This is a genomic window from Henriciella marina, from assembly GCF_027213945.1.
Classification (GTDB): domain Bacteria; phylum Pseudomonadota; class Alphaproteobacteria; order Caulobacterales; family Hyphomonadaceae; genus Henriciella; species Henriciella marina_A.
On sequence record NZ_JAPWGW010000004.1, the window covers coordinates 391,270 to 405,017 of the forward strand.

Sequence of the window (13,748 nt, forward strand, 5' to 3'; positions counted from 1 at the left end):
TTCACTCTCAAATCGCTTACATGGCGGTACAGGCGATTGGCAAGTTATAGAGCGCAGATATGAATTGGCTCCGCAAACTTCTTCCGGGCAATACAGTGCGGGCGGACAGGGCGGCCGTCTCGAACCTCTATGCGGCCATCCTGAAAAGGGCACGCAATCCGCAGGTGTTCGGAGACGATGGATTCGCTGACACGATGGATGGTCGAACCGGAGCGCTCGCTATTTATACCAGCCTTGTGACAACGCGCCTGTCGGCTATTTCGCAGCGCGGACGCGTCCTGTCTTCCCGGCTAACCGACAGAGTATTTGACGATATCGACGCCGGACTTCGAGAAACTGGGGTAGGGGACGCCTCAATCGCTCGTAAGGTGAGGACGATCGGTGAGCGTTTTGTAGGTCTGGGTATCGCGGTGAACGAAGCCTTCCTGACCTCCGATCCCCAAGCTAGCATCCACGACATCCTGGAAAGGAATGAGCTTACAGGCGGCACAGGCACGGCGAACGTGGCTGACGACATTATTGATGTGCGCCGTACTCTGGAGGCCCGATCTGACGATTCGCTGCTGTCAGGGCTGCTTGACTGGTAGCCTTTTTGATTTCATCGCCAGTTGCGTTCAGTGAGTTGCACTGATCTGGCCACGTGCGTACTGTCCGGCCAATTCAAGATTGGACCTGTTTTATCCAATGAGTGACCTCACCCTTTCAATCGACGCGATGGGCGGCGATTCGGCACCAGAAGTGGTGCTGGACGGGCTCAAGCTTTTCAGCGCAGGAGCGCAGGACGTTCGATTCCTCCTCCATGGTCGTCAGAGTGAGCTCGACGCGGGACTTGCTTCGCGCGGTCTGAGCGGCATCTGTGATATCTGCGACCAGCCCGAAATTGTCAGCATGAACGCCAAACCGTCCTCTGCATTGCGCAAGGCGAAGGGCACCAGCATGTGGAGCACGGTTGAAGCCGTTAAAGATGGACGCGCCGCCGCGGGCGTCTCTGCCGGCAATACCGGCGCCCTGATGGCGATGTCCATGCTTGCCCTTCGCAAGATGGAAGGTGTTCATAGACCCGCAATGACGGCCGTCTGGCCAACGCTCAAAGGGCGCGCCGTCGTGCTGGATGTCGGCGCAAACCTCGATGCGGACGCTGAGCAACTTGTTGAGTTCGCTGTTATGGGCGAATCGTATGCCCGCGCAGTTTTCGGCATCGAAAATCCGACGGTCGGTCTGCTCAATATTGGGGCTGAAGATGAAAAGGGCCCCGACGCCGTCAAGCTCGCGAGCGAGATTCTCCGAACGCGCGATCTTGGCATCGAATTCAAAGGTTTCGTGGAAGGCAACGACATTTCCATGGGCGAGGTCGATGTTGTTGTCACAGATGGTTTTACCGGTAACGTCGCGTTGAAGACCGCGGAGGGCACGGCACGGCTCGTGTCGACCTATGTGCGTCAGGCACTCACATCGAGTCTGCTCTCAAAAGTTGGTGCGTTACTTGCGAAACAGGGCCTCATGGACCTGAGCACCAAGATGAATCCATCCAGTGTGAATGGCGGCGTACTGCTCGGCCTCAACGGCGTGGTCGTTAAGAGTCATGGGGGTACGGACGCAGAAGGCTTCGCGACGGCTGTCGGTCTCGCCGCGAATCTGGCACGCAGCAACTACATGCAGGAAGTTGCCACGGGGCTGACCCGTGTGGGACGTCAGGACATTGCAGCAGAATCGGTCAGCAAATGAGCATGCAGCGTAGCTTTATTCGCGGATCGGGTTCGTATCTGCCCAAGCGCATCCTTACCAATGCCGATCTGTCGAAGATGGTCGACACGTCTGATGAGTGGATTCGCGAGCGGACCGGGATCCAGCAACGCTATATCGCCGCTGACGGCGAACTCACATCAGATCTGGCAACAGGCGCCGCAAGGGAAGCGCTAGCCAATGCTGGTATCGATGCCAGCCAGGTCGACCTCATTGTGCTGGCGACGACGACGCCGGACCAGACATTTCCGGCAACGGCTACAACGGTCCAGGACAAGCTTGGCATAAGGCAGGGCGCGGCTTTTGACGTTCAGGCCGTCTGTTCCGGGTTTCTGTTTGCGCTGGCTACGGCAGACTCGATGCTGCGTCAGAACCTTTTCAAGACGGCGCTCGTTATAGGCGCGGAGACGTTTACCCGCATCCTTGACTGGTCGGACCGTTCGACCTGCGTGCTGTTTGGTGACGGGGCAGGGGCCGTTGTCCTGCAGACTGGTACGGGCGCTGAAGATGAAGGCGTTATCGCTCACCATGTGCGCACTGACGGCTCGAAGAAAGACCTTCTCTACGTAGATGGCGGGGTATCCTCAACCGGCACAATCGGTCACGTGCGCATGCAGGGAAATCAGGTTTTCCGCCACGCCATCGCGAATATTTCCAGCGCGGTCGAGTCGGTTCTCACTGACACTGGTTACACGATTGAAGACATTGACTGGTTTGTGCCGCACCAGGCCAACCAGCGTATCCTCAACGGCGTTGCCAAGAGACTTGGCCTCGACGAGGAAAAGGTCATATCTACTGTTGCGAAGCATGGGAATACGTCTGCCGCTTCCATCCCGCTCGCCCTTCACACGGCGGTTTCGGATGGTCGCATCAAGAAAGGCGATCTTGTGCTAAGTGAGGCTATGGGCGGCGGCTTTTCCTGGGGCGCCTCCCTCTTTCGGCTGTAATCTTTTCGTTAAGAACTCAGCCATATCTGTTAACCAGAGGAGCTGAATTCGTGAGCAATAAGACCGTTACCCGCGTAGAGATTTCGGACGCCATCGTGCGCGAGGTGGGTCTCACCCGTCAGGAATCAGGCGATATTCTCGACCGAGTGCTCGATCTAATCGGCAAGAGCCTCGAGCATGAGAATGAAGTTAAGCTCTCGCGGTTTGGAAACTTCGTGGTGCGCAAGAAAGCGGCCCGGGCGGGACGCAATCCGAAGACTGGCGTTGAGGCCAAGATTTCGGCACGCCGCGTCGTGACTTTCAAACCTTCTCCGCTCCTCAAATCTGCCGTGGAAACAGATAAAGACTAGAGGGAAATTCATGGGAAATGCCGCAAAGCGGATCAAGAAATCCGCAGCCGCCTATCGATCAATTGGTGAAGCCGCTGAAGAACTGGGTCTTCAGCCTCACGTGCTTCGCTATTGGGAGGGCAAGTTTAAGCGGCACCTTAAACCCATGAAGCGGCCCGACGGCCGTCGCATGTACCGGCCAGAAGACATTCGCGCGCTGCAAGCGATCAAGCTCCTCGTCCACGAGAAAGGCTTCACCCTCAAAGGTGCGAGTCAACTTCTCAACGAACAAGGGTTGGACGCCGTGCTTGAAGGCGCTGCTGTGCTCGGTTCAAACACCACGCATTCAGGTTTAACCGCGCCTGTCTCTCCTGAAGGCCCGGCCCGAAAACTTCAGGAAACGGTTCGGGACGCTTTCTCATACGAAGACATGGCAGAAGCTAGCGGGCCGAAGGGCCATGACCGGCTCGAAACCATGCTGAGCGACCTGATGGATATCAAAGCCCGGCTGGATGCGGCGCGCCTACGTAAAGCGGCCTGAGAGCTGCAGCAACAGTGATTGCAATCAAGAGGCGCCGCGATTAAGCAAGCGCCTAGTCGGAGCGTAGCGCAGCCCGGTAGCGCACTTGTCTGGGGGACAAGGGGTCGTGGGTTCGAATCCCGCCGCTCCGACCATTTTACTCGCGGTCGAGTTGAGCTCTGTAAAGCGTTGTCTTTACAGCCTTCTCCCAGCCTGTGACGAGCACCTTCCGTTCAGCCTCCTCCATCGACGGCCTGAACACCGTTTCGCTTTGCCAAAGCTTCTCAAGTGTTTCGATACTATCGAAGACGCCAGATTGAAGTCCCGAGAGAAAAGCCGCGCCACGTGCTGTGCTTTCGATCATGTCCGGCCGGTCAATTGTCGTCGCCGTCACATCTGCAAGGAATTGCAGGAACCAGCTATTGGCGACCATGCCGCCATCTACGCGAATGCGCCCCGTATCAAAGCCATCGGCGTTCAGCGCCGTAAGCAGGTCGAGCGTCTGGTACGCTACCGATTCCAGTGCCGCGCGCGCGATATCGGCTTTGTCAGTGCCGCGTGTAAGACCGTACATCGCACCTCTCGCATCAGCGTCCCAATGCGGCGCGCCGAGCCCGGTAAAAGCGGGCACGAAATAGACGCCGTCATTGCCGCCAGCCTGCTGGGCCAGAAGTTCGGTTTCGCTCGCACTCTTGATGATCTGGAGGCTATCGCGGAGCCATTGCGAGACCGCACCCGCGATGAATATCGATCCCTCAACTGCGAATTGTGGCGCCGCACCGGTGCGGCAGGCGATTGTAGACAATAGGCGGTTAGTCGAGGTCAGACACTCATTGCCGCAGTTCGCAAGCAGGAAGCACCCCGTGCCGTAAGTGCTTTTAACCATGCCGGGGTGAAAGCAGGCCTGGCCGAATGCAGCAGACTGCTGATCACCCGCAACGCCTGTTACAGGCAGCGCCCGGCCAAACCATTCCGGTACCGCGTCGCAGAATGCTGCTGTGCTGGTTTTTACTTCAGGGAGGACCGAGCGCGGCACTTTCAGGAGTCTAAGCAAGTCTTCGTCCCAACGGCCCTCTCGAATATTGTAGAGGAGGGTCCGACTGGCATTCGTTTCGTCCGTTACGTGCGCCTGACCACCACTCAGGCGGTACATCAGAAAGCTGTCGACCGTGCCAAAGGCCAGTTTGCCAGCATCGGCAAGGCTGGCAGCGTCAGGAACATTCTCAAGTATCCAGCGAAGCTTTGTGCCAGAAAAATAGGGGTCGATGGTCAGGCCGCTTCGTTCATTGACCATGTCTTCATGTCCGCCGGCCTTTAGCGCCTCACACATTGAAGCGGTGCGCCTGTCCTGCCAGACGATCGCCCGACTAACAGGTTTTCCGGTTTCTCGGTTCCATACGATGACCGTCTCTCGCTGGTTGGCGATGCCAATGGAGACAACTTTGCCACCCGTTTCGGCCTCGCCGGCCGTCATCGCGCGCCGCGCTGTATCGAGCGTGGTTTGCCAGATGTCTTCCGGGTCGTGCTCGACCCAGCCAGGCTTGGGGAAGTGCTGGGCAAACTCCTCCTGAGCGACAGCGACGACGGCGCCGCCGGAATCGAAAACCATTGCCCGGCTGGAGGTCGTTCCCTGGTCGAGCGTCAGGATGAGCGCATCAGATGGCATCGCGAAGACTCCTGTTTGACCAGAACACTCTCACCCAATCGATCAAATTTCAAAGACTTGTCTTGAGAGGATGTTCACATCTTCTCTCTAAGAGACGTCCCATAATTGCGCAAAGAGGAATGGTGATGGGCGATGCATCGCACCCGGCGGAGCCACCAAAACTGAAGTCAGCCAACATTCTTGGCTCGATTGATATACCTGACGAGCAGCTCGGCGCGATCCGTCAAAAACAAGTTGCTGCCGTCGGCTCGCTGCTGCCTGTCATCGGGCTGGCCAACCTCATAAATGCGGCCGTGGTGATGATCTCATTCGCCAACACAGCCGCCAACCGGCTCCTTGGTGTCTGGTCGCTGACGATGGTGATCGCAACGTCGATCATGCTGGTTGGCTTTTTCATCATGCGTCGGCGTTCCAACAATCCGAGCAGTTCACCCTCTGCGGACACCGGTAAGAACAGCATTGATCGCTTTGCGCGTTTCGCCTCGGTACTTGGCATGCTGTGGGGAATACTTCCGCTTTTAATTCTCCCGCTCACGGATCATACCAACCAGCTTGCCGTGAGCTCGATCGTTGCAGGCGTCATGTTTGCCGGGGTCCTGCTTGTTGGCCGCATACCGGAAGCCGCGATGGGTTTCCTGATCCCGACGGTGATCGGTTACATCGTAGGCCTCCAGCTCGGTCAGGATCCGCGCAATGACTTCCTGTCGGTTCTGGCTTTTGTTTATGCTGTCGTATTGTGGACGTCTTCGAAGTGGTCATTCAACCAGTTCGTCGAACAACATCTCAACGGCTCCGCAGTAAAACAACAGGCCCAGCTTATCGGACTGCTTCTGCGAGACTTCGAAGAGAGCACGTCAGACTGGCTGTGGCAGACCGATGAAACCAATTCGCTCATCGATATTCCGCTTCCGACGGTATCAGAGCAGAACAATTTTGAACTGATGGCGGTCGGTGTCAGCCTACGCTCGCTTTTCAAGGATAATGAGGACGCAAAGACGCTGGCGCGGTGCCTCGACCGCCAGCAAAGCTTTCGTGACCTGAACCTGGAAGTCGAAGGCGAGGACGAGACCTGGTGGTCACTGACTGGCAAGCCGATCTTCGACGGGGCAGGCAAGTTTCAGGGGTTTCGAGGCGTAGCATCTGACATTACCCAATCGAAAGCCATTGAAGACCGCATTGCCTTCATGGCCCACTTCGATCCTCTGACGTCCCTGCCAAACAGGGCGAATTTGCATGAATATCTCGAAAAAGCGTCGATCCGTCCGGTTCCCGGCGGCCGCTGCCGCGCTCTTCTCTGGCTTGATCTGGATAACTTCAAATGGGTCAATGACACACTGGGCCACCCCGCGGGGGATGAACTTCTCTGTCAGGTCGCAAAGCGTCTGAAAGACGGCGCACCTGATGCAGACGTTATCGCGCGTCTTGGCGGTGATGAGTTCGCAATGCTCCTCGAGTGCGATTCGCAGGACGAGCTCATCGAGACAGTGAAGGCGATGAGTGAACGTCTGAACCGGCCTTACGATATCTGGAGTTCAATCGTTCATTGCGGCGCGAGTATCGGCGTGCGGATCATCGAGCAGCATAATATGGAAATCCAGACGCTGCTCAAACATGCCGACCTTGCGCTCTATCAGGCCAAGGAGGCGGGCAAGCGCACCTGGTGTGTTTTCAGCCAGAACCTCGAAGACCGCGCTAGAGCACGCCAGAGCATCGAGCTCGACCTCAACAAAGCGCTTGAGAACAATGAACTTCGCCTTTTCTTCCAGCCACAGCTCAACGCCCAGACAAATGAGATTATCGGCGCTGAAACGCTCATTCGCTGGCAGCATCCGACCCGCGGCCTGATCGGACCGGGTCACTTTATCCAGCACGCCGAAGATAGCGGCATCATTACTCGCCTGGGTGATTGGGCCCTGCGCGAAGCGCTTAGCGCAGCCCGCCGCATGCCGGACAATATGCGCGTCGCAGTGAATATCTCACCGCTGCAGATCCACAGTTCAAGCCTGGTGACGACGATCATCAACGCAATCGCAGTGAATCAGATTGATCCAGCCCGGCTAGAACTGGAAATCACCGAGTCGGTTCTGATGACGGATACCGAATTCACGCTGAAGCGACTCAACCAGCTGAAAGAAATCGGCCTGCGTATCTCGCTCGACGATTTTGGCACGGGCTTTTCATCGCTGAGCTACCTGCGCCGGTTCCCGTTCGACAAACTCAAGATCGACAAGAGCTTTGTAGAGGATATCGACCACAATCATGAGAGCAGGGCCATCACAAAGGCGACGCTCCAGATTGCGAAGGCCCTGAATATGAGCTGCACCGCTGAGGGCGTCGAAACCGAAACCCAGAAGCAGTATCTCACTGAAATCGGCTGCGACGAACTGCAGGGCTACCTGATCAGTCGGCCGCAGCCGCTAGAGAAACTTGGCCATCTTTTCCCCGTGCGCTCTGAAGAAGAAGCGGATAGACTGCTCGCGAATTCGCCCGCGAAAGCGTCCACGTCAGGCGATGTCATCCGCCTCGAAGGCATGCTGCGTAACCGCCAGACCGCAACGGGGTGACGCCTCATCGGCAGAGAACTTCGCTGTTCGAAGGCAGGAGCTGCAACTCGTCTGCATACAGGCACACTTCACGCTTGACCGGTGCGCGTGGCTTGTCTAATCAGGCGCCTCACCGCCAAACGCGGTGGACGATCTGCGCGGGTGTAGCTCAGTTGGTTAGAGTGCCGGCCTGTCACGCCGGAGGTCGCGGGTTCGAGCCCCGTCACTCGCGCCATTTCTCCGGAAATGGAACCGTCCAGATCCCTTGAAATCATTGAAAATACTGGAGAATCTTCGGGTTCTCCAGGTTCTCTCGCCGGTTTTGCACTACTGTTTGCACCACAAAACGCAAACTTTTTGCACTACAAACGACGATGAAGCATTTCTCACTTGGATCAAAATTTCTAAAGGATCGCGGCGGCTGGTGGCATTATGTCAGGCGTGTTCCAAAAAGATTCAAAGATGTCGACAAGCGTGGGCTGATCCAGGTCGCGCTGCGAACGCAGTCGCAGGAAGTCGCCATGATGCGACGCAACGGGCTGGCAGAAGCTGATGATGCTCTTTGGTGCAGTCTTGCCTTGCAGGCCGAGGGGGGCGAACGAGCAAAAAACCGGGCGGCGAGCGAACGTCATCGCGCGGGCGTCGCCAGAGCCATGGCTGAAGGGTTTGTCTATCGACCCGTCGAAGAGATCGCCTCCTTGCCAGACATTGAAGAAATCATCGCTCGGCTCAAGGAGGTGGACAGGAGCGGCGCTGCGACGGAAGAAAAAGCGGAAGCCTTGCTTGGCGGGGCGCCGGAAGCCAAGGATCGCACGACAGTCTCTGAAGCCTTCGAACTGTACGTCTCCAAGATCGCATTCGATGACCAATACAACAAGTCCGAAGCCCAGCGATACGCATGGGAGAAAACCAAGAGAACCTCGATCGGCTACTTCATTGAGCGCGAAGGCGACATCCCGTTGATCGACATCTCAAGGGACGTCGCGACGCGGTACAGGGATTGGTGGCAATCCCGTATGCTGCCACAGAAAGACGGTTCCAGTCCGATCACGCCGAATACGGCCAACAGGCATATCGGCAATATCCGTTCGCTCCGCAAGCGCTATTTCAAGTACCGCGGCATCACAGATATCGAGGACCCGTTCCGCGACTTTTTCTTTGCGGGGAAATCCACGGCAAAGCGTGCCGCCTTCAGCGATGAGTGGGTACGCGACCGCATTCTTGTGCCAGGTCTGTTCAATGGACTACGCATCGAATTGCGGGCGATTATCTACCTGCTCATTGAGACCGGTGCGCGTCCCAGCGAGATCGTGAATCTCCGGCCGGAAGATATCCGTCTCGACCACGACGTGCCGCATATCCTGATCAGACCTGAACAAAACCGTGAATTGAAGACCGGAGACTCCGAGCGCCAGATACCGCTTGTCGGAGTGGCCTTACCAGCGATGAAGCTGTGTCCCCATGGGTTCGATCATTATTATGATCGAAACACGCTCGTATCCGCCAATCTGCTGAAAGCGTTTAACCAGCGCAAACTCCTGCCAAGCAAGGATCACGTCATCTATTCTTTCCGGCACGCTTTTGAAGACCGTATGCTCGAAGGGGGGCTCGACTATGGGCTGCGCTGCGCCCTGATGGGTCATAAGAACAATCGACCGGAGTACGGTCAGGGCGGATCGTTGGCGTACAGGCGCGACGCGCTCAAGAAGATCGCACATCCTTTTTCGTCGGATCTGTTTGATCGGCCAGCAAGCCTTGGCCTGTAAGCGAAAATTAAATCCAAAATGGTGCAAATAGGCCGAGAACTCTCTGTAGAGGTGAATATGTTCCTGATTTGTCTTGCAATACCTTCTATACAACATTATTGTTGTAAGCAATGATTCCGGATTTAGTCTCGTTGAGCGGTTCGCCGTGGAAGGTGCTTCCGGCCGGAGTTCACCAGGCAACTCTGGAGGAAGTGAAAGCCGTGTACGCTGCAAGCCGATATCGTCGTCAGCTATTTGAGGGACTGGTCGTCGGGGTGAAGCAGCTAAGCGTAGCTGGTTGTCAGCGCGTTTATGTGGATGGGAGCTTTGTAACATCGAAACCGAGACCTGGCGATTTTGATGCGTGTTGGGATCCTTCAGGAGTACAGGAGCGTCTTCTCGATCCTATTTTCAAAGATTTTTCGAATGGCCGTGCGGCGCAGAAGGCTGCGTTCAAGGGAGAGTTTTTCCCCTCCTCGCTGATTGAGGGCGGCTGCGGGCAGGCGTTCGTGGACTTCTTTCAGGTCGATCGATTTTCCGGGGACGCAAAAGGCATCCTCCTCATCGATCTCTCGACTGATCCCACATTGGGCCGGAGCGCGGTATGATACTTAGCAACAAACAGCTATCGGTAGCAAAGCGTGAACTGGAACGTCTCCGTGCTGCTCTTGATCAGTGCCAGACGACGACCGACGACCCCAATTCATGGATTGCGAAAATTGAGGCCGATGCTCTCAAGAGCCAGATCGCGGATATCGAGGTAGAAATTCAGGAATACGAGTTGCTTCGGGATCGTCAGATCGCCTTTTCCGAAAGTTATTCTCTGGCGGATTTGCCCAGAATTCTTGTCCAGGCTCGAATTGCAAAAGGGTGGAGCCAGACTGAGCTCGCCGCGATGCTAGACATGAAACAACAGCAAGTTCAACGGTATGAAGCGAACGGTTATCTGGGCGCTTCTCTTTCGAGACTGATTGAGCTCGCAGATGTGCTGGGCGTACAGGTCGCTCAATCCTTTTCTTCCAATGACGAACAATCCGGGGGTGTCTTGACGTGGAGAAGTCTCGACGATGTCGCATGGGACAAGTTTCCTGTGAAGGAGATGGTTCGGCGAAGTTGGTTCAAGCCGGAACTCGGACAAAGCCTGGTAGCAGGAGCGCGGGCCTATGTAGAGACCGTTGCGGGAGGTGCTATTGCCGGTGCTCACCATAGGAAAAAACTCCGCGGCAAGAATCTTCCGGACGAAATTGCGTTGCTGGCGTGGCAGGTCAGAGTTCTAGACCTTGCGCGCCAGAAAACGAATGTGTCGCAGCTACCCGATTTTGATCACAATGAAAATTGGGTGAAGGAACTGGTTGGTCTGTCAGCTGATGATGAGGGCCCGTCAAAAGCAGCGGATATGTTGTGGCGCCACGGGGTTGTTCTTGTAATCGAACCACATCTCCCGGGCTCGTACCTGGATGGGGCAGCGATGCTGTCTCTTTCAGACAATCCCATCGTGGCGCTTACGTTGCGTTTCGATCGGCTGGATAATTTTTGGTTCGTTCTTCTTCATGAGCTGGGGCACGTCTTTCGACATTTATTTGACCACACGCATTTTGATTTCTTTGATGAAGAAGGGCCAACGGGCGATGACATACTCGAAAAGGAAGCGGACAATTTTGCGCTGGACATGCTCGTTCCACCGGAAAGCTGGGCGGCCTGCCTTTCCCGCTTCGCTTTATCGGCAGATGCTGTCCGGTTGGATGCCGAGCGGCTCAATATTCATCCTAGCATTCTCGCAGGCCGGATACGCCGAGAACGAAATGACTACACCATCCTGACCGACCTGGTCGGACAGGGCGAAGTGCACCGCCAATTCGAGGAGGGCTAAGGTGAAGCTCGATATCCAAGATTACACGCCATCATTGCGTTGGCGGCAGGCGGAGTATCAATCTTTGCTCTTCCTTCCTGAGGATCGTAAAGATCGAATCTGCCCTCTCGTCACAATTCCCCCGCTCGAATTCGATTTCGAACTGGGTGTTCCGAAAAAGACGCCGCATCAACATGTCCATCCTTTCGTAACGCGTCTCAAAAAGAAATGGGGAACCCGGCCGTGTTGGGTCGACCTTCATCCCACTCTTAGAGAAGCACTTATGGATGATGGTCGTGTCACCTACCAGTACGTCTTTGATGGCCTCCGCGACGATAGGGCGACAGCTATTCCCGTTGCGTCCCTCGATATGCCGTTGGCCACGCTAAAAGTGATCGGTGATATCGTCTCGAAAGATCAACTCGGACTTGGATTGCGATTAACGCTCGTGGATCTGATCCACCCTGACAAGGTTGCGCGTTCCTTGGCGGTATTGAATGCTGTCGGATGCGACATCAGTGAGACCGACCTGTTGGTCGATATTGAGGCGCCAAACTACGACCCGCTCGTGCCGTTCGTTAATGCTCTTCTCGCCCAATTCCGGGCTTTTCCTATCCTTGAGCAATTCAGGAACTTTGCGCTCATTGGTACAGGTTTTCCCGAGAGTATGGCAGGTATCGCAACGGGGGCGTCGTCGATTCCGAGAAATCACTGGATATTCTATAAGTCGCTAATCGGCTCACTACCGTCTGTTGGGCGCCTGCCGAATTTCGGCGACTATACAATTACCCATCCTGGATTCGTCGCGATGGATATGCGCATGGTGAAACCCGCAGGAAAAGTCATTTATGCCACTGACAATTCCTGGCACGTCGAAAAGGGAGGTTCTTTTCGCGACAACCGTGATCAAATGTATGGTCATTGCGATGCAATCGTTCTGCTTTCTGAATTCAAAGGATCTTCATACTCATTCGGAGACCACTACATTACCCAATGCGCGGCGCGCTCTGAGGGCACCAGCAATCTCACGCGCTGGAAACATGTAGGGATAAGTCATCATATGACAGTCGTACTGGACGATCTCGCCAGTTTTCACGCTGGCGCATAGCCATCTTGATTTCGGACAAGATCTCGTTCTTGGAGCACACATCTGAAATCAAGGTATAAAGCTCCCGGCGAGGGCCGCGTAAACCGGATGCTGGTATCCCTTTGGTTATGAGCAACTTTACGGCTTCATCGCGCCACAGCAAACGAGCAAGAACTTCTGTGTCGAGGTGCGGATTTGAGCTGGCGCGCCGGAGTGTTGAAAAAAGGACTGCCCCGCGTGCGCCGCGTCGCGCTTCCATCACGCCACACCAGTTGGGTGCATGTTCGAGCACGGTTTGCACATGCTTTGTTGCGCAAACGAATGTGAGGCGGCCTAGCGCTTGGCTATACGTCTGCAATTGCAATTCAAATCGGTCCAGATTGTCGGCTTCGCTCTTAATTTCGTAGCCGTGAAGCGTGCCATTCAGGACGGCTATATCGATACGGCTTCGTGCATGGGACAAGCCGAGTTCATCGATGACAAGCGTATCACGGCATTGCTTGAGATGGCTCAGCTTCTTTGAGTGGAGCGCATTCCGGATGTGATGGTCTTTGTGCATTGCAGTACTGCCCAAACGGCTGAGTTTGATGGTGCGAATCGATTTTTCCAAGATTGACGGGTCCCCATCTCCATGGCGTTAACAGGGCGGCCCGCCAGAATAATTTCCAATCTTTGGTTTGCATGGCGGGTGACCCATTGTCGATGCGGCATGAAGCCGGTGCGTCATCGGGCGTTCCGTCAAATGCTAAATGAAAAGCGCTGAAAGTACCGATATAGGTCCTTATTGATAGCGAGATGGCTGCCCGGATTGGTTGGTTTCCGTCATGGCCGGGTTTAGCCTGGCCTGAATCCGCATTTCGCGACTGGTGCGGTTTTCGAGCTCTGCCTCTAAGCGCTCAAAGATTGGCCAATAGCGGTATCCAAAGCGGTCAATGATCCGCGCAGCGATATCGAGGGCGTCCTCGATATCGCCAGTGTCCGCGGATTTCATGCCGTCCTTCAAGGGCTTAGTTCAGCTTCTGCCGGTTCCAGACCAGCACGCCGCTGCCATCCTCTTCCTTTTCGAAGAAGGCCGCCCGGATCGGCTTGTCGAAGCCCGGATCATCGAGCTTCACGGCAAGGTAAGGCGTCTCGCCATCCTTGCTCTCCTCGCGCCAGGCGGCGCCGAGTTCTGCGCCGCCTGCAAAGATGCGAAAGGCCGGGCCATCCTCGACCGGCTCGGCGACAGGCACCATCTGCGCTTTCACATTGATTGTCATGGTCCGGATCGTGCCGGTCCACTTGCCTTCCTTCTGGCTGAAGGTTCCGATGGTTGCCAT

General features: G+C 55.8%; 14 protein-coding genes and 2 tRNA genes. 12 read left to right on the forward strand and 4 right to left on the reverse strand.

All coding sequences use genetic code 11. The features are described 5' to 3' along the window. Positions 1 to 59: 59 nt before the first annotated feature. The 6 genes from O4G74_RS13915 to O4G74_RS13940 all read left to right on the forward strand — a co-directional run bounded on the left by O4G74_RS13915 (position 60) and on the right by O4G74_RS13940 (position 3,694). Complete coding sequence (locus tag O4G74_RS13915) at positions 60 to 587, forward strand: ubiquinol-cytochrome C chaperone family protein (RefSeq protein ID WP_269403200.1); 528 nt, start codon at positions 60 to 62, stop codon at positions 585 to 587. A 97-nt stretch (positions 588 to 684) separates the two neighbouring features. Continuing rightward, complete coding sequence (gene plsX, locus O4G74_RS13920) at positions 685 to 1,725, forward strand: phosphate acyltransferase PlsX (RefSeq protein WP_269403201.1); 1,041 nt, start codon at positions 685 to 687, stop codon at positions 1,723 to 1,725. Beyond that, positions 1,722 to 2,690 carry a beta-ketoacyl-ACP synthase III gene (locus O4G74_RS13925; RefSeq protein ID WP_269403202.1) on the forward strand — a complete coding sequence of 323 codons (969 nt, stop codon included), beginning with the start codon at positions 1,722 to 1,724 and terminating at the stop codon, positions 2,688 to 2,690. The genes plsX and O4G74_RS13925 overlap by 4 nt, the downstream gene beginning before the upstream one ends. Before the next feature lie 50 nt (positions 2,691 to 2,740). Continuing rightward, a complete protein-coding gene (locus tag O4G74_RS13930) occupies positions 2,741 to 3,040 on the forward strand; it encodes an integration host factor subunit alpha (protein ID WP_119378009.1) in 300 nt (99 codons plus the stop codon). A gap of 10 nt (positions 3,041 to 3,050) precedes the next feature. Then, positions 3,051 to 3,560, forward strand: coding sequence for a MerR family transcriptional regulator (locus O4G74_RS13935; protein ID WP_269403203.1), 510 nt, complete (start codon positions 3,051 to 3,053; stop codon positions 3,558 to 3,560). Between the two features lie 57 nt (positions 3,561 to 3,617). Further along, positions 3,618 to 3,694 (forward strand) — tRNA-Pro (locus tag O4G74_RS13940). A 2-nt stretch (positions 3,695 to 3,696) separates the two neighbouring features. On the opposite strand, the gene glpK is transcribed toward O4G74_RS13940, so the two are convergent. Then, on the reverse strand, positions 3,697 to 5,205 hold the full coding sequence (gene glpK, locus O4G74_RS13945) for a glycerol kinase GlpK (protein WP_269403204.1): 1,509 nt from the start codon (positions 5,203 to 5,205) through the stop codon (positions 3,697 to 3,699). 125 nt (positions 5,206 to 5,330) lie between these two features. On the opposite strand from glpK, the gene O4G74_RS13950 reads away from it, so the two are divergent. From O4G74_RS13950 to O4G74_RS13975, 6 genes are all read left to right on the forward strand, one after another. Further along, complete coding sequence (locus O4G74_RS13950; RefSeq protein WP_269403205.1) at positions 5,331 to 7,769, forward strand: putative bifunctional diguanylate cyclase/phosphodiesterase; 2,439 nt, start codon at positions 5,331 to 5,333, stop codon at positions 7,767 to 7,769. Between the two features lie 137 nt (positions 7,770 to 7,906). Next, positions 7,907 to 7,983: transfer RNA gene (locus O4G74_RS13955), tRNA-Asp, on the forward strand. 286 nt (positions 7,984 to 8,269) lie between these two features. Continuing rightward, positions 8,270 to 9,514 (forward strand): tyrosine-type recombinase/integrase, encoded by a 1,245-nt coding sequence (locus tag O4G74_RS13960; protein ID WP_233347640.1) that lies wholly within the window; start codon positions 8,270 to 8,272, stop codon positions 9,512 to 9,514. Between the two features lie 110 nt (positions 9,515 to 9,624). After that, positions 9,625 to 10,101: a DUF6932 family protein gene (locus O4G74_RS13965; protein WP_034813692.1), complete on the forward strand. Its 477-nt coding sequence runs from the start codon at positions 9,625 to 9,627 to the stop codon at positions 10,099 to 10,101. Further along, entirely contained in the window at positions 10,098 to 11,363 is a 1,266-nt protein-coding gene (locus O4G74_RS13970) for an XRE family transcriptional regulator (protein WP_034813677.1), read from the forward strand. The genes O4G74_RS13965 and O4G74_RS13970 overlap by 4 nt, the downstream gene beginning before the upstream one ends. A gap of 1 nt (position 11,364) precedes the next feature. Beyond that, entirely contained in the window at positions 11,365 to 12,450 is a 1,086-nt protein-coding gene (locus tag O4G74_RS13975; protein WP_269403206.1) for a beta family protein, read from the forward strand. Here O4G74_RS13975 and O4G74_RS16470 read toward each other — a convergent pair. The 3 genes from O4G74_RS16470 to O4G74_RS13990 form a co-directional block, all read right to left on the reverse strand. After that, the gene (locus O4G74_RS16470; RefSeq protein ID WP_084333275.1) at positions 12,368 to 12,988 is read right to left on the reverse strand and encodes a sce7726 family protein; all 621 of its coding nucleotides are present in this window, start codon (positions 12,986 to 12,988) and stop codon (positions 12,368 to 12,370) included. The two genes, O4G74_RS13975 and O4G74_RS16470, sit on opposite strands and share 83 nt — an antisense overlap. 222 nt (positions 12,989 to 13,210) lie before the next feature. Continuing rightward, a complete protein-coding gene (locus O4G74_RS13985) occupies positions 13,211 to 13,420 on the reverse strand; it encodes a hypothetical protein (protein ID WP_034813663.1) in 210 nt (69 codons plus the stop codon). A gap of 16 nt (positions 13,421 to 13,436) precedes the next feature. Further along, on the reverse strand, positions 13,437 to 13,748 hold the full coding sequence (locus O4G74_RS13990) for a DUF736 domain-containing protein (protein ID WP_034813662.1): 312 nt from the start codon (positions 13,746 to 13,748) through the stop codon (positions 13,437 to 13,439).

Bases quoted from the DNA above. Each gene is read 5' to 3' on its own strand.
- O4G74_RS13915 (WP_269403200.1), top strand. From the start codon at position 60: ATGAATTGGCTCCGCAAACTTCTTCCGGGCAATACAGTGCGGGCGGAC.
- plsX (WP_269403201.1), top strand. From the start codon at position 685: ATGAGTGACCTCACCCTTTCAATCGACGCGATGGGCGGCGATTCGGCA.
- O4G74_RS13925 (WP_269403202.1), top strand. From the start codon at position 1,722: ATGAGCATGCAGCGTAGCTTTATTCGCGGATCGGGTTCGTATCTGCCC.
- O4G74_RS13935 (WP_269403203.1), top strand. From the start codon at position 3,051: ATGGGAAATGCCGCAAAGCGGATCAAGAAATCCGCAGCCGCCTATCGA.
- glpK (WP_269403204.1), bottom strand. From the start codon at position 5,205: ATGCCATCTGATGCGCTCATCCTGACGCTCGACCAGGGAACGACCTCC.
- O4G74_RS13950 (WP_269403205.1), top strand. From the start codon at position 5,331: ATGGGCGATGCATCGCACCCGGCGGAGCCACCAAAACTGAAGTCAGCC.
- O4G74_RS13960 (WP_233347640.1), top strand. From the start codon at position 8,270: ATGATGCGACGCAACGGGCTGGCAGAAGCTGATGATGCTCTTTGGTGC.
- O4G74_RS13965 (WP_034813692.1), top strand. From the start codon at position 9,625: ATGATTCCGGATTTAGTCTCGTTGAGCGGTTCGCCGTGGAAGGTGCTT.
- O4G74_RS13970 (WP_034813677.1), top strand. From the start codon at position 10,098: ATGATACTTAGCAACAAACAGCTATCGGTAGCAAAGCGTGAACTGGAA.
- O4G74_RS16470 (WP_084333275.1), bottom strand. From the start codon at position 12,988: ATGCACAAAGACCATCACATCCGGAATGCGCTCCACTCAAAGAAGCTG.
- O4G74_RS13985 (WP_034813663.1), bottom strand. From the start codon at position 13,420: ATGAAATCCGCGGACACTGGCGATATCGAGGACGCCCTCGATATCGCT.
- O4G74_RS13990 (WP_034813662.1), bottom strand. From the start codon at position 13,748: ATGGCAACCATCGGAACCTTCAGCCAGAAGGAAGGCAAGTGGACCGGC.